Raw genomic sequence first — 16441 nt, 5'->3', positions numbered from 1 at the left:
GCCCGAGGGGCGTTCCGGGTCCGGCCCCTTCATACCGTCGGAGCCGGTCGGAGGGCCAGCGCGGGCGGGTGGCCCCCGGGGCCGCGGGACGTGCCGGCGGGGCGCCGCGGGCCGCTCGCCCACGTCCCGGCGGGCCGCGGCGCGCCCCGGGAGGCTGGCACGGACCACCCCCACACACTTGCTAGATTGCGCAATCAAGCAGTCGAACGTGAAACCGGCTCGGCGCAATCGACGTCTACCTGGCTGGAACCACCCTCTTCCGCCCTCGCGCGGCATGCCCCGAGACCGCTCAGCCGGTCCGACCGTCCAAAGGATGCGAATGACAGGTCAGCGCACCGAAGCCCCTGACGGCTACGACGACCTGGCCCGGAACCCGACACGGGTGTCACGCCGGGTGCCGGGTCCCCGCCGCCGCGGGGAGCGGCATCCGGGAACGGACGGCATCGGGCCGGCGCCCGGGCGGGCCGGCGCCCGAACGGACCGGGCGGGGCACGGGCGCCGGGCGGCCCGGGCCGCCGTGGTGGCGCTCGTGGTGGCCGCCGCCGGCGCCCTGGTCGACACGGCGCTCTGGGGGCGACCGGGCTGGGTGTTCGCGGTGACCGCGGCGCTCGCCGCGGCGCTGGCCGCGCGGACCTGCACCCGGGCCGGTGCCTGGTGGCTGATATCCGCGCCGCCCCTGGTGGTGGCGGTGGTCACGGTGGCGTGCGAGGAGGCGGCCGGCATCACCACCCTCCAGGGCAAGGGGCTGGCGACGGCGGCGGTGCGCTGGGCGGTGGACGGGTTCCCTGCCATGGCGGCGGCCGAGGCGGTGCTGATCACGGTGCTGCTGGTGCGGGGCGTGCGGGCGGGCCGGCGCGGCGGCCGGAAGCGGAGCGGGAGGAACAGCGGTGCATGACGAGCGGAGCCCCTACGGGCGGAGTCCGTACGGGTCGGACGACCGGGAGTCCGGCGGGACGGGCGGCCGGGCCGCGCGCCGCCGCGCGCCCAGTGGGCGGGGCGGCCGACGGCGCTCCCCGTTGGTCGTCGCCGGCCGGACCGCGCTGGCCCTGTCCTCGGCGCTGGTCCTCCTGGCCAGCGGGGTGTCCTGGGCGGCGTACAACTGGGTCAGCAGCGGGCTGACCACCTCCGACGCGCTCAACGCCATCGGCGGCAAGGACGCGCCCAAGCACCTGGACAACTCCGTCAACCTGCTGCTGATCGGCCTGGACTCGCGCAAGGACATGAACGGCAACGACCTGCCGCGAGAGTTCGTCCGGGACCAGTTGCACGCCGGGTCCAGCGACATCGGCTACTACAACACCAACACCCTGATCCTGATGCACATCCCGGCAGACGGCGGGAAGGTCACCGCCTTCTCCGTCCCGCGCGACGACTACGTGCAGACCTTCAACGGGGACGGCACCTCCCAGGGGCACTTCAAGATCAAGGAGGCGTACGCCAACGCCTACACGGTCGCCCACGACAAGTTCTCCGCCCAGGGGGTCAAGGGCGCCGACCTGGAGAGCCGGAGCCGGGAGGCCGGCCGGGAGGCGACGCTGGCGACCGTGCAGAACTTCCTCAAGGTGCCGATCGACCACTTCGCCGAGGTCAACCTGCTGGGCTTCTACGACATCGCCAAGGTCCTCCAGCCGATCGAGGTCTGCCTGAAGCACCCGGTGAAGGACCACTACTCGGGCGCCGACTTCCCGGCGGGCCGTCAGCAGCTCGATCCGAAGCAGGCGCTCGCCTTCGTCCGGCAGCGGCACGGCCTGGAGGGCGGCGACCTGGACCGCACCCACCGCCAGCAGGCGTTCTTGTCCTCGGTGACCCACAAGCTGAAGAGCGAGGGGGTCTTCGGCGACCTGGGCAAGCTCCAGGGGCTGTTCGACGTGGTGAAGAAGGACCTGGTGATCGACAGCAAGTTCGACGTGCTGGACTTCGCGCAACAGGCCACCAACCTGACCGGCGGGAACGTGGTGTTCCACACCCTGCCGATCGCCGGTTTCGGCACCCGCAACCGCGAGTCCGTCAACCTGGTGGACGTCCCCAAGATCCAGTCCATCGTGCAGTCCCTGATCGGCGGGAAGTCCGGGACCCCGGGCGGATCGGGCGGCGACGCGCCGTCGCCCACGCCGTCGACGAAGGCCGCGCCGGGCACCGTCGACGTCCTCAACGGTGCCGGACAGACGAAGCCGGGGGCCGCCGGCGACGAGCTCAAGGCACTGACCGCCCTCGGCTACACCCCGGGCCGCGCCGACAACGCCGCACCCCGGCAGCGCACCACCGTCCTGTACGGCGCCGGCGCCCAGGACGCCGCCCGGCAGATCGCCGACCGTGTGAGCGCCGGCGCGCCGGTCTCCTCGGCCTCGGTGCCCGCCGGGCACGTACAGGTCGTCCTCGGCGCCGACTTCACCGCCCCGCCGGCGACCGGGGCCACCACCCCGCCGGCGACGTCGGACAAGTCCACCGACCCGGGCGCGCAGGGCGCCGCCCCCACGCCCGTGCCGTCCGACGCCTTCGCCGGTGACTCCGTCAAGGAGGGCGGCATCCCGTGCGTCAACTGACGCCCGAGGGGCGGTCGGTGGCACCGTCGGCCACCGGGCGCCCCGGTCGCATCCGGGGCACCGCCCGCCCCGGCGACCGTACGGGCCGGGAGTGCGCCGCCTAGACTGGGCCGACCGGGGGCCTAATACGGGGAGAGCCGCAGTGGTGAAGAGCGTCGAAGGTGCGGGCAAGAGTACGGGCGCGGCGGTCGACCCGTCCGCCGAAGTGCTGGCCGAGGCGGCCTCGATGTTCGGCCTGCTGGCCTCTCCCCCGCGCCTGCACATCGTCTGGGCGCTCGCCCAGGGCGAGAGCGACGTCAGCGGCCTCGCCGAACGCGTGGGCGGCGCCCTGCCCGCCATCAGCCAACACCTCTCCAAGCTCAAACTGGCCGGCCTGGTCCGCTCCCGCCGCGAGGGCCGCCGAGTGGTGTACTTCGTCGACGACCCGGACACGGTCGCGGTGATGCGCACGCTCGTCGTCCAACTCGCCGCCCGCGAGGCGGACGCGCCGCCGGCCCGCCTGCGCCGTCTGGGCGGCTGAGGCCCCCGGGCGCGCGGCCCCCTCAGGTCGCGTCGGCGTCGAACGGCGGGTGCTCCCCCGTGGGGGCGCCGGCCGCGGACCGCTTGCGCAGGTCCACCGGCACGCGGCTCGCGTGCGGCGCCGCCGCCACCGCCTCCGGGTCGAGCGCGGCGCGCAGCTCCCCGATGCCGTCGCGGAGTTCCCCGATGCCCAGGGCGTCGTCGCCGAGCAGTTGTTTGCGGACGAAGGTCCGCGGGTGCAGGTCGGTGAACTCGAAGTCCTTGAATTCCGGGCCCAGTCCGGCGCGCACTTCTTCCTTGGCCTGGTCGGAGAAGTCCCGCACCTTGCGCACCAGAGCGGTGGCGTTCCGGAGGAACTCCGGTAGTTTGTCCGGCCCGAAGAGCAGCACCGCCAGGATGCCGATGACGAGCACGTCGGGGGTACTCATGCCCAGGAACATCCCGCCACTCCTCGTGGGTCACCGGTGCGCCGCACCGCTGCCGCGCACCCGTCCGCAGACATTTTAGATATTGCGCAATCATGGAACCAAGAGGGGGTTCCGCGCGTTGTCCAGAACGACGGCACAGATGAGGATTCAGGACAGCTGGAGGGTTTTTCATGGGTGTGACCCTGTCCAAGGGCGGCAACGTCTCGCTCAGCAAGGAGGCCCCGGGCCTCACCGCGGTGACCATCGGCCTGGGCTGGGCCGTCCGCACCACCACCGGCGCCGACTACGACCTGGACGCCTCCGCCCTGCTGTGCGCGCAGTCGGGGAAGGTCCTCACCGACCAACACTTCGTCTTCTTCAACAACCTCACCAGCCCCGACGGTTCCGTGGTGCACTCCGGTGACAACCTCACCGGTGGCAGCCACGGCGACGACGAGCAGATCCAGGTGAATCTGGCCGCGGTCCCCGCCGAGGTCGGCAAGATCGTCTTCCCGGTCTCCATCTACGAGGCCGAGGAGCGCAGCCAGAGCTTCGGCCAGGTGCGCGAGGCCTTCATCCGGGTGGTCAACCAGGCCGACGGCCGGGAGATCGCCCGCTACGACCTCACCGAGGACGCCTCCACCGAGACGGCCATGGTCTTCGGCGAGGTCTACCGGCACGGCGCGGAGTGGAAGTTCCGTGCCATCGGGCAGGGTTACGCCTCGGGCCTGCGCGGCATCGCCCAGGACTTCGGGGTCAACGTCGGCTGAACGGCGCGCCGGGCGGGACGTCCGCAGGACGCCGGCACGGGGCGGAAGGAGCGGGAGATGGCTGCATCCCGGGTGCGGTGGCGGTGGTGGGTGCTGCCGGGTGCCGCCCTGGCCGTCTGGGCCGTGGCGCACACCGGCCGCGGCGGCACCGCCCCGGACGCCGCCCCGCGCCCGGCCGCCACGTCGTCCACCGGGTCGTCGGCCGGGTCGTCCACCACACCGGACACCGCCCCGTCCGCGACGCCCGGCGGCGGCACGACCGCCCCTCAGCCTGCCGGGGCGTACGACCCGGCCGACTGCGCCGCCGCGGTGCGCCGGTACGCGACGGCCGCCGGCATCCACCCCCAGTTGCTGATGGCGATCCTCTACAACGAGTCCTACAAGCCGCACGACCCGGCCCTGGAACGGGCCTGGCAGCGCTACAAGCCCGACGCCGCGTTCGGGGTCGCCAACATGCACCGGGCCGCGTTCGACGAGGTCAAGCGCGGGCGGGCGTTCGCCGACCGGAAGTGGCAGGAGCTACCGGACGACCGGGACCTCGCCGTCGAGGCGGCCGCCTGGTACCTGCACGACCTGGACCGCCAACTGCCCGCGCGGCCCGCCGGACACACCCGCGACGAACTGCTGGCGCTGGGCTACAACGCCGGCGCCGGCAACATGCGCGCCTTCGCGCACGGCACCCCGCCGGGCGCCCAGGCCCAGTCCTACCTGGACCGCCTGCACGAGAACTGGGCGCAGGCCGGCCGGGCGGTCAGCCGGTGAGACGACGCCCACCCCGGTGACGGTCCGGCGGCAGAAATGCGTCAGGACACGGTGGTGACGCGCTTTTGACGCCGCCTCACCCTGATACTTCAGGCATTGCGCAAGATAGGGAACCTTGCTGATTTCCTTGGCGTTGTAGCCGACGAACGCCGGATGCCGGGAACGTGATGGAGGAAGCTCATGGGCGTGGCCCTGACCAAGGGCGGCAACGTGTCGCTCAGCAAACAGGCCCCGGGTCTGACCGCCGTCAGGGTGGGGCTGGGCTGGCAGGTGGCGACCGCCACGGCGACCGGTCACGACCTGGACGCCAGCGCGCTGCTGTGCGGCGAGTCCGGCACGGTCCTGACCGATCAGCACTTCGTCTTCTTCAACAACCTCACCAGCCCCGACGGTTCGGTGCGCCACTCGGGCAACCGCCCCACGGGTGAGGACCAGGAACAGATCGAGGTCGACCTCGCCGCGGTCCCGCCCGAGGTCGCCAAGATCGTCTTCCCGGTCTCGCTCTACGAGGCGGAACAGCGCCGGCAGAATTTCGGCCAGCTCAGCAGCGCCTACATCCGCGTGGTCGACCGGACCGGCGGCGCCGAGCTGGCCCGCTTCGACCTGTCCGGCCAGGCCGCCACCGAGACCGCCATGGTCTTCGGGGAGCTCTACCGCCACGGCACGGACTGGAAGTTCCGCGCGATCGGCCAGGGCTACGCCTCCGGGCTCGCCGGCATCGCGCAGGACTACGGCGTCGACGTGCTGCGCCAGGCGCCGGCCCCCGCGGCCGCACCGCCCGCCCACCCCTCCACCGCGCCCACCGGGCCCGCCGCCCCGCCGGCGCCGCCCACGCCCACGGTGACGTCCGTGGCCGTGGCACCGGCCGCCGGAGCGGCACCGTCCGGACCGGGCTTCGCCCCTGCCACCTCACCGCAACCGACAGGAAGTTCCGACATGACCTGCTTCTTCGACCCCAGCCACGGCCCCGGGATGACGCCCGTGACGTGGTCCCCGCAGTGGGGCGTGCCGCGCCAGGTCCAGACCTGCGGCGGCTGTGCCCAGCGGGTGCAGACCACCGTGCCGCCGTTCTACACCCCGGCCCAGGCCGGCTACCCGCAGCCGGTCCAGCAGGGCTACCCGCAGCAGGCGCAGCCGGGCTACCCCCAGCAGGGCTACGCCCAGCAGCCGGAGCACCAGCAGGGCGGCGGCCGGCGCTTCGGCACCGGCGCGCTGATCGGCGCCGGTGCCGCCGGCCTGGTGGGCGGTGCGCTGCTGAACGAGGCGTTCGACGACGACGAGCCCGAGGTGGTCGTCAACAACTACTACGAGGGCGACGAGTACTGATCCGCCGCGCGGCACCACCCGCCGGAGCCCGGTCGTGACCCGTCACGGCCGGGCTCCGGCGCGTCCGGCGCCGGGCCGCGCGCCAGCTCACCGGGGCGCGATCCGCACCACCCCGGTGAGGGTGCCCTGCCACCACACGCCGCCCGGCGTGGCGTTGCCCGCCATCTGGAGCGTGTCGAAGAGGAAGCCGGTCCCCAGGCGGTGACGGCTCGTCACCCGGCCGGTCTCCGCGTCGACGGCCAGGAAGTCGTAGCGGTCCAGGATGCCGGTCCGTGCCGGGTCCAACAGGCCGGTGCGCTCCACGGTGTAGAGCGTGCCGTCCGCGACGGACAGCTTGGGCACGGCGGCGGAGCGGATCCGGGTGTCCCAGCGGATCGCGCAGCCGTTTCCGTCGCGGTCGACGTCGACCCGGGTGAGCCCGCCGGCGAACGGGGCGCTCGCCGGCTGGGCCGGTCCGGCGCCGTCCGGCACCGCCGGGTACGGGTAGCCGTAGGTGCTGGCCACGTAGACGCTGTTGCCGGCCCCGATGGGCGAGTTCTCGGTGCCGCTCCCGTTGGGGTCGAGGACCGGTATCCGGCACACCGTGCGGTTGTCCTCGGTGGACACCACGATCAGGTGCTCCTGGGGAGCGGCGTTGTCGGTGATCGCCAGGTACTCGGAGCCGGTGCGCGGCCCGAAGAACGTCGGGGTGGCACCGGTCCCGTGGCTGAGCTGCCCCGGTTTGCGGGCCGGCCCGCGGTCGTAGGCCCGCTGCCAGACCACCCGGGGCGTACCGTCCGCGCCCGCGCGCAGCAGGTACAGCGCACGGTCGGTGGCGACGGCGGTGCCCTCGGGCGCGGTGGAGATCGAGTTGGCGACCGCTTCGCCGAGGTCCGTCGTCCGCACCGACTTCGTCGTCGTGTCCACCGTGCCGACGAGGCCGTGCGCGGTCGCGAACCACACCCGTCCCCGCCAGTCCGGGGAGAGCCCGACCACGCTGTCCCCGGCGGGCACGGCGCCGGTCAGCGGCGTCCGCTCGACGACCTTCAGCTCCCAGCCGCCGCCCGCCGTCCTGGCGTGGGCGATCCGCAGCAGGTCGCCGGAGCCGTCGGCGACCACCAGCCGGTCCCGCTCGTCCAGATAGCTGTAGATGCCGCCCAGGACGCTGGACTTGGCGAGCGTCAACTCGGTGAGCGAGGCGCCGGTCGCCGGGTCGAGCAGGTGGACGTGCGGCGCCCGGTCGAACATGCCGGTGCACACGGCCACCGGGTAGCCGTCCGACCCGGCCACCACGGTCGGGCAGGCGGCCTGGAGCGCCGTGCGGTGACTGACGGTCCCGCCGGTCCCGGGGCCGCTGCGGGGCGTGGTGTCCGACGAGGCGCTGTCGCCGTGCATGGCCCCGGCCCCGCCCGCGGCGAGGTGGGGGTTGGCGGGCGGGGCCGCGGCCCGCGCGGGCCCCGCCGTACCGAGGACGGCGGCCAGGGCGGCGGCGAGCGCGAGAACGCGGGTGCTGCGAGGGGGCATGGATCGGCTCCAGGATTCGGGAGGAGGGCGGCGCGCGCCGGAGTCGGGCACGCCGGGAGCGCGGGCGGGACGGCGCACGCGCGGGTCGCACGGTCGGCGGCGGAGACGGTGGTGCGCAACGGAGGGCGCCGCGCAACCGGCACACCGGGGGGACCGGTTGGCGTCGACTCCCCAGGGGCCGGCAGGCGGCGCGGCGGTATCCGGGACGATCGGTCCCGCACGCCGCGCGCACGGCGGTCCGGGCGGCATCGGCCGGGCGCGGTGACCCGACCGCCGTCCGGGACGACCGACGTCCGGTACGAACGCGTACGAAAGGGACGAACGGTGCGTGGTCAGCGGCCCGCCGGACGACACGCCGCGGACGCGAGCCGGGCGAGGTCCAGGAAGAGGCGTCTGTGGAGCGGGAGTTGACCCATCACGCGCGGCATTGCAGCATGCGCACCGCGAACCCGCAATCCCCGTCCCACCCTGGGAGACGCCCCGCGCCCACTACGGAGATCGTCAACCGGATGCCTCCAGGGTCCCGCCCTCGGAGGGCAGCGGGCCGCGAGCCGGTACCCGCGCGGGGTTTGGCCCCTACCGTCGGGCCATGGCCGAAAACGAAAGTCCCCCAGCGCCCCCTCTGGCGCGCGCCGAGCAGTTCGTCTGGCTGACCGCCCGGGTGCTGGAGCAGCGGCTCTTCGCGTACCACTTCCTCGGTGGCGGCGCGGACCCGGTCGAGACCGCGCTCACCGCGTACCGCAACGACGACGACGGCTACGGCCACGCCCTGGAACCCGACCTGCGCGGCCCGGTCAGCCAGCCGCTGCACACCGCGCACGCCCTGAAGGTCCTGGACCGCGTCGAGCGGTGCGACGGCCGCCGGGTGGAGCGGATCTGCCGCTACCTCACCCGGATCTCGACCCCCGACGGGGCGCTGCCGGCGGTGCACCCCTCGCTGCGCGGCTATCCGGCCGCGCCCTGGATCCCGGTGGTCGACGCCCCGCCCAGCTCCCTCCTGGCGACCGGCCCGGTGGTGGGACTGCTGCACCGCAACCAGGTCTGGCACGCCTGGCTGTTCCGGGCCACCGACTACTGCTGGGCGGTCGTGGAGTCGCTGGAGCAGACCCACCCCTACGAGGCCGCGGCGGCCGTGGCCTTCCTGGACGGCGCCCCGGACCGGCCGCGGGCGGCCGCCGCGGCGCAGCGGCTGGGCCGGCTGGTGCGGGAGCAGGGCCTGGTCGTCCTGGATCCCGCGCGGGCGGCCGAGACCCCGGTGCCGGAGGGGTACGCCCCCGGGGAGCACCACTTCGCCTACCACTACGCGGCCACGCCCCGTTCGCTGGCCCGCAGTTGGTTCACCGACCAGGAGGTGGACCGGGCGCTGGACCACCTCGTCGCGCTCCAGGGGGAGGACGGCGGCTGGCCCGTCACCTGGCGCCTGTGGGCACCGGGCACCGCGTTGGAGAGCCGCCCGATGGTGACGCTGGAGGCGCTGCTCACCCTGCGCGCCTACGGGCGGCCGCTGGGGTGACCGGGGCCCCGCGCCGCCGGGCCGGCGGGCGGCCCGGCGGCGCGGTCACCCGCCCAGGGCCCGCACCCCCGCGGTGACGGCCACCGCGACCGCGACGATCAACAGGAACGGTGCGCGCAGCAGCAGGGCGACGACCGCGGCGGCGACCCCGGCGGCCTTGGCGTCGACCACCAGGTGCTGGCCCCGACTGAAGGTCTCCTGGGCGGTCAGCGCGGCCAGCAGCGCCACCGGCAGCAGCGCGGCCAACCGTTTGACCAGGGGGCGTTCCAAGAGGCCGGCGGGCGCCGACAGGCCCAGGAACTTGACCAGGTAGCAGCCCGCGGCGGTGGTGCCGATCGCGATCCAGACGGTCATGCCCGGTCCTCCTTCGGTCCGTCGTGGGACGCGCCGGCCCGTTCCTGCGGGACCGGTGCCGCGGGTATCGCCTCCCCCTTGGCGGGCGCCCGCCGACGCCGCCCGTGGACGGCGAGGACGACGGGCGCGGCCAGCGCCGCGAGCAGCACCGGCACGCCGGCGGGCACGAACGGCAGCGTCACCAGGAGCAGCAGCACCGCGAGGCCGGCCGTGCCGCGCTCCACTCCGGACCTCAGCATCGGCGCGAGCAGCGCGACGAAGACGGCGGGGCCGGCCGCGTCCAGGCCCCAGGCGTCGGTGTCGCCGAGCGCCCGGGCCCCCAGGGCGCCGCCCAGGGTGGTGAGGTTCCACAGGGCGTACAGCGACAGCCCGGTGACGGTGAAGCCCAGCCGGGCGCTGCGCCGGTCGGGCTGGGCCAGGGCGACCGCGGAGGTCTCGTCGATGATCCAGTGGGCGGCCAGCGGGCGGACCGCCGGCCGGTAGCCCAGTACGCCGGAGAGCCGCAGCCCGTAGAAGGCGTTGCGGACGCCCAGGAAGAAGGCGCCGGCCGCGGCGGTCAACGGATTGCCGCCCGCGGCGAGCGCGCCCACCAGGGCGAACTGCGAGGCCCCGGTGAACACCAGCAGGCTCAGCGCGCAGCTCTGCCAGACGCCGAGCCCGGCCCCGGCGGAGGTCACGCCGAACGCGAAGCCGGACAGCCCGACCGCGACGCCGACGCCCAACGCGTCCCGGATCACGGCGGAGTCGGGCCGCTGCGGCCCGGACGCCACCGCCCGAGCCGCCTGCCCCGCGGGCGCGCCCCGCGCCCCTCTCGGTGCCGCCTGCTGCGTTCCTGCTTGTGCTCGCTGTTTCGCCACGCCCCGGACCCTAGGAGGCGCCGCCGCCGAGGTCTTGTACGTTCTTGCGCGCGAGCGGGCGGGCGGGGAGACGGGGCGGCGCCGGCTGCTGCTCCGCGGCGCCGCGGGCCCGCGTCCTCGTGGTCCCGGGCTCCCCGCCCACCGTGCCTACCGCCGCGCGCTCCCGGCGGTAGGCGCCCGGCGGCACCCCGACGATCCGGGTGAAGTGCCGGTTCAGGTGCGGCTGGTCGGTGAAGCCGACCGCCACCGCCGTCCGTGCGGGCGGGGTGCCGGCCTCCAGGAGGCGGCGGGCGCGCCGTACCCGGGCGTCGGTGAGCCAGGTGTGCGGCGGCATCCCGTACGCCGCCCGGAAGGCCCGTAGCAGCGCGAACGGGCCGGTCCCCAGCTCCCGGGCGAGTTCCTCCAGGGTGGGCGGGTCGGCCATCCGCTCCTCCAGGACGGCCCTGGCCCGGGCGGCCGCACGGGTGCCCGCCGAGCGGGGCGCGCGGGCCGGCAGCGGACCCCCGTGCCCGCGCAGCAGCCGGGCCAGGGCGATCCGCAGCAGACTGTCGGCGGCCAGCGCGTTGCCGGCCTCGGCGGCCCGGTGGATGCCGGTGATCAGCCGGCCGGTGCCGGGCTCGTCGGCGACGGTCCGGACGAAGCCCGCGGTGCCGCGCAGCCCGGTGGTCTCCCGGGCGATGTCGGCGACGACGTCCGCCGACGGGTACAGCGTGGCGTAGCTCCAGCCCTCGGGGGCACCGGCCCGCGCGCTGTGCGGCACCTCCGGATTGATCATCACGATGCCGCCGCGGCCGGCCCGGACCACGCCGTCCCGCAGCCCGACCGCCTCGACCCCGGAGGTGACCGCGCAGAGCACGTAGCCGTCGTGGGCGTGGCGGGGGAAGGCGTGCCGAACGTAGCGGGCCCGCAGCAGGTCCAGGCCGGGCAGCCCGGGATGGTGCCAGTGGCGCGCCCACTCGTCGCGCGCCCGCGGCGCGGTCGGCGCACCGCCCGTACTGATCATGGCCATGCCGCCATTGTGCGTCCGGCGCGCGGTCGGGTGGCGCGGCGTCCGCCCGGTGGACCGGCCGCCACCCGGCCGCGGCCGCCCGCGGACCGGATTGTCAGTGGTCCGGTGCACGATGGGGGACATGACCCAGTCAGCGCTCGACTCCTTCTCGCCCGCGACCCGCGGCTGGTTCGCGGGGGCGTTCCGTGCACCCACCGCGGCGCAGGAGGGCGCCTGGCGGGCCATCGCCGAGGGGTCGGACGTCCTGGTGGTCGCGCCGACGGGCTCCGGGAAGACGCTGGCCGCGTTCCTGGCGTCGCTGGACGCGCTGGCGAGCGCCCCGCCGCCCGCCGAGCCGAAGAAGCGCTGCCGGGTGCTGTACGTCTCGCCGCTGAAGGCGCTCGCCGTCGACGTGGAGCGCAATCTGCGCAGTCCGCTGACGGGCATCCGTCAGGAGTCGGTCCGCCTGGGGCTGCCGGAGCCGGACGTCCGGGTCGGCACCCGCTCCGGCGACACCCCGGCCGCCGAGCGCCGTTCGCTGGCCACCCGCCCGCCGGACATCCTCATCACCACGCCCGAGTCGCTGTTCCTGATGTTGACGTCCGCGGCCCGGGAGGCGCTGGCCGGCGTCGAGACGGTGATCGTGGACGAGGTGCACGCGGTCGCCGGCACCAAGCGCGGCGCCCACCTCGCCCTGTCCCTGGAGCGGTTGGACGCGCTCCTGGACCGCCCGGCGCGCCGGATCGGGCTGTCCGCGACGGTCCGCCCGGTTCAGGAGGTGGCCCGCTACCTCTCGCCGCAGCGCCGGGTGGAGATCGTCCAGCCGCCGTCCGGCAAGCGGTTCGACCTCACGGTGGTCGTCCCGGTGGAGGACATGGGCGAGCTCGGCAGCGCCCCCGTCCAGGAGGGCGAGACGGGCGAGAAGCCCTCCATCTGGCCCCAGGTCGAGGAGCGGATCGTCGACCTCGTCCAGGCCCACCGCTCCACGATCGTCTTCGCCAACTCCCGCCGCCTGGCCGAGCGGCTGTGCAACCGCCTCAACGAGATCGCCTACGAACGCGCCACCGGCACGCCGCTGCCCGAGCACCACTCCCCCGCCGAGCTGATGGCCGAGGCCGGCGCGGCCAGGGGAGCACCGGCCCTGCTGGCCCGCGCGCACCACGGCTCGGTCTCCAAGGAGCAGCGGGCCCAGGTGGAGGAGGACCTCAAGGCCGGGCGGCTGCCGGCCGTGGTCGCCACGTCCAGTCTGGAGCTGGGCATCGACATGGGCGCGGTCGACCTGGTCGTCCAGGTCGAGTCGCCGCCGTCGGTGGCCTCCGGGCTCCAGCGGGTGGGGCGCGCCGGCCACCAGGTCGGCGCCGTCTCCAAGGGCATCGTCTTCCCCAAGTACCGCGGCGATCTGGTGCAGTCGGCGGTGGTCACCGAGCGGATGCGCGCGGGCGCCATCGAGGCGCTGCGGGTGCCCGCCAACCCGCTGGACGTGCTGGCCCAACAGGTGGTCGCGATGGCCGCGATGGACACCTGGGACGTCGCGGAGCTGCTGGCCGTGGTCCGCCGGGCGGCCCCGTTCGCCGCGCTCCCGGAGTCCGCGTTCGCCGCGGTGCTGGACATGCTCGCCGGCCGCTATCCGTCCGACGCCTTCGCCGAGCTGCGCCCGCGCCTGGTCTGGGACCGCGTCGCGCAGACCGTCACCGGCCGTCCCGGGGCCCAGCGGCTGGCCGTGACGTCCGGCGGCACCATCCCGGACCGCGGCCTGTTCGGCGTCTTCCTGGCCGGCGAGAGTGCCGGCAAGGGGGGCGGCGGACGCCGGGTCGGCGAGCTGGACGAGGAGATGGTCTACGAGTCCCGCGTCGGCGACGTCTTCACGCTCGGCACGACGTCCTGGCGCATCGAGGACATCACCCGCGACCGGGTCCTGGTCACCCCCGCCCCCGGGGTGCCCGGCCGGCTGCCGTTCTGGAAGGGCGACCAGCTCGGCCGCCCGCTCGAACTGGGCCGTGCGCTGGGCGCGTTCCTCCGGGAGATCGGCTCGCTCGCCCCGCAGGACGCCGGCGCCCGGATGTCCGCCGCCGGCCTCGACGCCTGGGCGGTCGCCAACGTCCAGGGCTACCTCGCCGAGCAGCGCCAGTCCTGCGGCCACGTCCCGGACGACCGCACCATCGTCGTCGAGCGCTTCCGCGACGAGCTGGGCGACTGGCGGGTCGTCATCCACTCCCCCTTCGGGGCGCAGGTGCACGCCCCGTGGGCGCTGGCCCTGGGCGCCCGGCTCGCCGAGCGCTACGGCCTGGACGCCCAGGTGATGCACGCCGACGACGGCATCGTGCTGCGGCTGCCGGACGCCGACCTGATGGGCCTGGACTTCCTCGACGGCGAGGGCGACGGCGGCGGCTCGGGGGCGGCCGACCGCGCGGAGCACGACCCCGAGCAGTCCCCGGTCGGCGCCGCCGACGTGGTCTTCGACCACGGCGAGGTCGACCAGCTCGTCACCGAACAGGTCGGCGGCTCCGCGCTGTTCGCCTCCCGCTTCCGCGAGTGCGCGGCGCGCGCCCTGTTGCTGCCCCGCCGCAGCCCCGGCAAGCGCACCCCGCTGTGGCAACAGCGCCAGCGCGCCGCCCAGTTGCTCCAGGTGGCGAGCGAGTTCGGGTCGTTCCCGATCGTCCTGGAGGCGGTCCGCGAATGCCTCCAGGACGTCTTCGACGTGCCGGGGCTGACGGAGTTGATGGCCGACATCGAGGCTCGCCGGGTGCGCCTGGTGGAGGTCACGACCCCCGAGCCGTCCCCGTTCGCCCGCTCGCTGCTCTTCGGCTACGTCGCCCAGTTCCTCTACGAGGGCGACTCCCCGCTCGCCGAGCGCCGCGCCGCCGCGCTGTCCCTGGATTCCCGGCTGCTGGCCGAGCTGTTGGGCCGGGCGGAGCTGCGCGAGCTGCTGGACGCGGAGGTCCTGACGGAGCTGGAGGCCGAACTCCAGTGGCGCACCGAGGACCGCCGCGTCAAGGACGTCGAGGGCGTCGCCGACCTGCTGCGCCTGTTGGGGCCGCTGACCGACGCCGAGTTGGCCGAGCGGGGCGCCGAGCCGGCCTGGCCCGCAGAGCTGGCCGCGGCCCGCCGCGCCATCCGGGTGCGGATCGCCGGCGCCGAGCACTGGGCCGCCGTCGAGGACGCCGGCCGGCTCCGGGACGCCCTGGGCACCGCGCTCCCGGTCGGCGTCCCCGAGTCGTTCACCGAGCCGGTCAAGGACCCGCTGGGCGATCTGCTCTCCCGGTACGCCCGCACCCACGGCCCGTTCACCTCCGAGCAGGCGGCCACCCGCTTCGGCCTCGGCACCGCCGTCACCGACGGCGCCCTCCAGCGCCTGGCCGCTGCCGGCCGGCTCGTCCAGGGCGAGTTCCATCCCCAGGGGATCGGACAGGAGTGGTGCGACGCCCAGGTGCTGCGCCGCCTGCGGCGCCGTTCGCTGGCCGCGCTGCGCGAGGAGGTCGAGCCGGTGCCGCCCGCCGCACTGGCCGCTTTCCTCCCCCAGTGGCAGCACGTCGGCGCGCCGCGCCCGGCGCCCGCCTCCGGGGCGCCCGCCTCACCGGTCGCCGGCTCGTCCGGACTGCGCGGACTCGACGGCCTGGTCCGTGCCGTCGAGCAGCTCCAGGGCGCGCCGGTGCCGGCCTCCGCCCTGGAGAAGCTGATCCTGCCGTCCCGGATCGGTGGCTACGCCCCGGCGCTGCTGGACGAGCTCACCGCCACCGGCGAAGTGCTGTGGGCCGGCGCGGGCGCCCTGCCCGGCAAGGACGGCTGGCTCTCGCTCCACCTCGCCGACACCGCGCCCCTCCTGCTGCGGCCCCCGCTGCCCCTGGAGCTGTCCGCGCTGCACGAGTCGGTGCTGCGCGCCCTCGCCCCCGGCTACGGCCTGTTCTTCCGGCAGATCGCCGACCAGGTCCGGGCCACCACGCATCCGGACGCCACCGATCCGCAGCTCGCCGACGCCCTGTGGGAGCTGGCCTGGTCGGGTCGGCTCACCAACGACACCCTCGCCCCGCTGCGCGCCCTGCTCGGCTCGGGCCGCACGGCGGGCGCCACGGCCCACCGCGCCCGCCGAGCCGTCCCCAGGGGGAGGTACGGCACGCTGACCGCGGCCGCCCGCCCCACCGCGTCCCGCTCGGGTCCGCCGACGGTCGGCGGCCGCTGGTCCCTGCTCCCCGCGCCCGAGCCGGATCCGACGCACCGCGCCCACGCCCTGGCCCGTACGCTCCTCGACCGGCACGGCATCGTCACCCGCGGCGCGGTCGCCGCCGAGGGAGTCACCGGCGGCTTCTCCGCCGCCTACCGCGTGCTGTCCGCCTTCGAGGAGTCCGGCCAGGCCCGCCGCGGCTACGTCGTCGAGGGACTGGGCGCCGCCCAGTTCGCCATGGACGGCGCGGTGGACCGCCTCCGGGCGATCAGCACCCAGCGGGAGCGCGGCACCGACGGCCCGTTCCCGGACGGCGGCCCGGCCCGGCCGGGGCGCGGCGGGGGGCCGCGCGCCCTGGTCCTCGCCGCGGCGGATCCGGCCAACGCGTACGGCGCCGCGCTGTCCTGGCCGGAGCCGCCCGAGGGCGCCACCCACAAGCCGGGCCGCAAGGCGGGCTCCCTGGTCGTCCTGGTCGACGGCGAACTGACGCTCTATCTGGAGCGCGGCGGCAAGACGCTCCTGATGTGGCCGCTGGGCGGCGAGCCGGCCCAGGCCGCCACCGACCCCCGCCTGCGGTCCGCCGTCGAGGCCCTCGTCGAGGGGGCCCGGGCGGGCGCCGTCGGCACCCTCACCACCGAGCGCATCAACGGCACCTCCGCCCTCACCTCCCCCTACGCGCCCGTCCTGGAGGCCGCCGGCTTCCACCCCACGCCGCGGGGAATGCGGCTGCGCGGCTGACC

General features: G+C 75.4%; 13 protein-coding genes. 8 read left to right on the top strand and 5 right to left on the bottom strand.

Annotated elements, in window-relative coordinates:
• Nucleotides 1–319: 319 nt before the first annotated feature.
• From ABD385_RS30075 to ABD385_RS30065, 3 genes are all read left to right on the top strand, one after another.
• Nucleotides 320–895 (top strand): DUF6542 domain-containing protein, encoded by a 576-nt coding sequence (locus ABD385_RS30075; protein ID WP_344581996.1) that lies wholly within the window; start codon nucleotides 320–322, stop codon nucleotides 893–895.
• Entirely contained in the window at nucleotides 888–2543 is a 1656-nt protein-coding gene (locus ABD385_RS30070) for an LCP family protein (RefSeq protein WP_344581994.1), read from the top strand. The genes ABD385_RS30075 and ABD385_RS30070 overlap by 8 nt, the downstream gene beginning before the upstream one ends.
• A gap of 226 nt (nucleotides 2544–2769) precedes the next feature.
• Nucleotides 2770–3063, top strand: coding sequence for an ArsR/SmtB family transcription factor (locus tag ABD385_RS30065; RefSeq protein WP_232817344.1), 294 nt, complete (start codon nucleotides 2770–2772; stop codon nucleotides 3061–3063).
• A 22-nt stretch (nucleotides 3064–3085) separates the two neighbouring features.
• On the opposite strand, the gene ABD385_RS30060 is transcribed toward ABD385_RS30065, so the two are convergent.
• Nucleotides 3086–3502: a sec-independent translocase gene (locus tag ABD385_RS30060; RefSeq protein ID WP_425585513.1), complete on the bottom strand. Its 417-nt coding sequence runs from the start codon at nucleotides 3500–3502 to the stop codon at nucleotides 3086–3088.
• Between the two features lie 158 nt (nucleotides 3503–3660).
• On the opposite strand from ABD385_RS30060, the gene ABD385_RS30055 reads away from it, so the two are divergent.
• From ABD385_RS30055 to ABD385_RS30045, 3 genes are all read left to right on the top strand, one after another.
• On the top strand, nucleotides 3661–4239 hold the full coding sequence (locus ABD385_RS30055) for a TerD family protein (RefSeq protein ID WP_344581990.1): 579 nt from the start codon (nucleotides 3661–3663) through the stop codon (nucleotides 4237–4239).
• 57 nt (nucleotides 4240–4296) lie between these two features.
• Nucleotides 4297–5001, top strand: coding sequence for a transglycosylase SLT domain-containing protein (locus ABD385_RS30050; RefSeq protein ID WP_344581989.1), 705 nt, complete (start codon nucleotides 4297–4299; stop codon nucleotides 4999–5001).
• 180 nt (nucleotides 5002–5181) lie between these two features.
• The gene (locus ABD385_RS30045) at nucleotides 5182–6327 is read left to right on the top strand and encodes a TerD family protein (protein ID WP_344581988.1); all 1146 of its coding nucleotides are present in this window, start codon (nucleotides 5182–5184) and stop codon (nucleotides 6325–6327) included.
• Nucleotides 6328–6414: 87 nt separating this feature from the next.
• Here ABD385_RS30045 and ABD385_RS30040 read toward each other — a convergent pair whose 3' ends face one another.
• Nucleotides 6415–7830, bottom strand: a complete 1416-nt coding sequence (locus ABD385_RS30040; protein ID WP_344581987.1) for a hypothetical protein — start codon at nucleotides 7828–7830, stop codon at nucleotides 6415–6417.
• Between the two features lie 589 nt (nucleotides 7831–8419).
• On the opposite strand from ABD385_RS30040, the gene ABD385_RS30035 reads away from it, so the two are divergent.
• Nucleotides 8420–9343 (top strand): hypothetical protein, encoded by a 924-nt coding sequence (locus ABD385_RS30035; protein WP_344581986.1) that lies wholly within the window; start codon nucleotides 8420–8422, stop codon nucleotides 9341–9343.
• 45 nt (nucleotides 9344–9388) lie between these two features.
• On the opposite strand, the gene ABD385_RS30030 is transcribed toward ABD385_RS30035, so the two are convergent.
• The 3 genes from ABD385_RS30030 to ABD385_RS30020 all read right to left on the bottom strand — a co-directional run bounded on the left by ABD385_RS30030 (nucleotide 9389) and on the right by ABD385_RS30020 (nucleotide 11563).
• Complete coding sequence (locus ABD385_RS30030; RefSeq protein WP_344581984.1) at nucleotides 9389–9697, bottom strand: AzlD domain-containing protein; 309 nt, start codon at nucleotides 9695–9697, stop codon at nucleotides 9389–9391.
• Nucleotides 9694–10467 carry an AzlC family ABC transporter permease gene (locus tag ABD385_RS30025; RefSeq protein ID WP_344582075.1) on the bottom strand — a complete coding sequence of 258 codons (774 nt, stop codon included), beginning with the start codon at nucleotides 10465–10467 and terminating at the stop codon, nucleotides 9694–9696. The genes ABD385_RS30030 and ABD385_RS30025 overlap by 4 nt, the downstream gene beginning before the upstream one ends.
• 97 nt (nucleotides 10468–10564) lie before the next feature.
• Nucleotides 10565–11563, bottom strand: a complete 999-nt coding sequence (locus ABD385_RS30020) for an AraC family transcriptional regulator (RefSeq protein ID WP_344581983.1) — start codon at nucleotides 11561–11563, stop codon at nucleotides 10565–10567.
• Nucleotides 11564–11684: 121 nt separating this feature from the next.
• Here ABD385_RS30020 and ABD385_RS30015 point away from each other — a divergent pair, with 121 nt between their 5' ends.
• Nucleotides 11685–16439 carry an Lhr family helicase gene (locus tag ABD385_RS30015; RefSeq protein WP_344581981.1) on the top strand — a complete coding sequence of 1585 codons (4755 nt, stop codon included), beginning with the start codon at nucleotides 11685–11687 and terminating at the stop codon, nucleotides 16437–16439.
• Nucleotides 16440–16441 lie beyond the last annotated feature (2 nt).

It is taken from the genome of Streptomyces lunalinharesii (assembly GCF_039532155.1).
Taxonomy (GTDB): Bacteria; Actinomycetota; Actinomycetes; order Streptomycetales; family Streptomycetaceae; genus Streptomyces; species Streptomyces lunalinharesii.
This window is presented reverse-complemented; position numbering and strand designations above follow the sequence as displayed.

What these genes read in the sequence shown, in the direction of transcription:
- ABD385_RS30075 (WP_344581996.1), top strand. Translation starts at nt 320, where the DNA reads ATGACAGGTCAGCGCACCGAAGCCCCTGACGGCTACGACGACCTGGCC.
- ABD385_RS30065 (WP_232817344.1), top strand. Translation starts at nt 2,770, where the DNA reads ATGTTCGGCCTGCTGGCCTCTCCCCCGCGCCTGCACATCGTCTGGGCG.
- ABD385_RS30060 (WP_425585513.1), bottom strand. Translation starts at nt 3,502, where the DNA reads ATGTTCCTGGGCATGAGTACCCCCGACGTGCTCGTCATCGGCATCCTG.
- ABD385_RS30055 (WP_344581990.1), top strand. Translation starts at nt 3,661, where the DNA reads ATGGGTGTGACCCTGTCCAAGGGCGGCAACGTCTCGCTCAGCAAGGAG.
- ABD385_RS30050 (WP_344581989.1), top strand. Translation starts at nt 4,297, where the DNA reads ATGGCTGCATCCCGGGTGCGGTGGCGGTGGTGGGTGCTGCCGGGTGCC.
- ABD385_RS30045 (WP_344581988.1), top strand. Translation starts at nt 5,182, where the DNA reads ATGGGCGTGGCCCTGACCAAGGGCGGCAACGTGTCGCTCAGCAAACAG.
- ABD385_RS30040 (WP_344581987.1), bottom strand. Translation starts at nt 7,830, where the DNA reads ATGCCCCCTCGCAGCACCCGCGTTCTCGCGCTCGCCGCCGCCCTGGCC.
- ABD385_RS30035 (WP_344581986.1), top strand. Translation starts at nt 8,420, where the DNA reads ATGGCCGAAAACGAAAGTCCCCCAGCGCCCCCTCTGGCGCGCGCCGAG.
- ABD385_RS30030 (WP_344581984.1), bottom strand. Translation starts at nt 9,697, where the DNA reads ATGACCGTCTGGATCGCGATCGGCACCACCGCCGCGGGCTGCTACCTG.
- ABD385_RS30020 (WP_344581983.1), bottom strand. Translation starts at nt 11,563, where the DNA reads ATGGCCATGATCAGTACGGGCGGTGCGCCGACCGCGCCGCGGGCGCGC.
- ABD385_RS30015 (WP_344581981.1), top strand. Translation starts at nt 11,685, where the DNA reads ATGACCCAGTCAGCGCTCGACTCCTTCTCGCCCGCGACCCGCGGCTGG.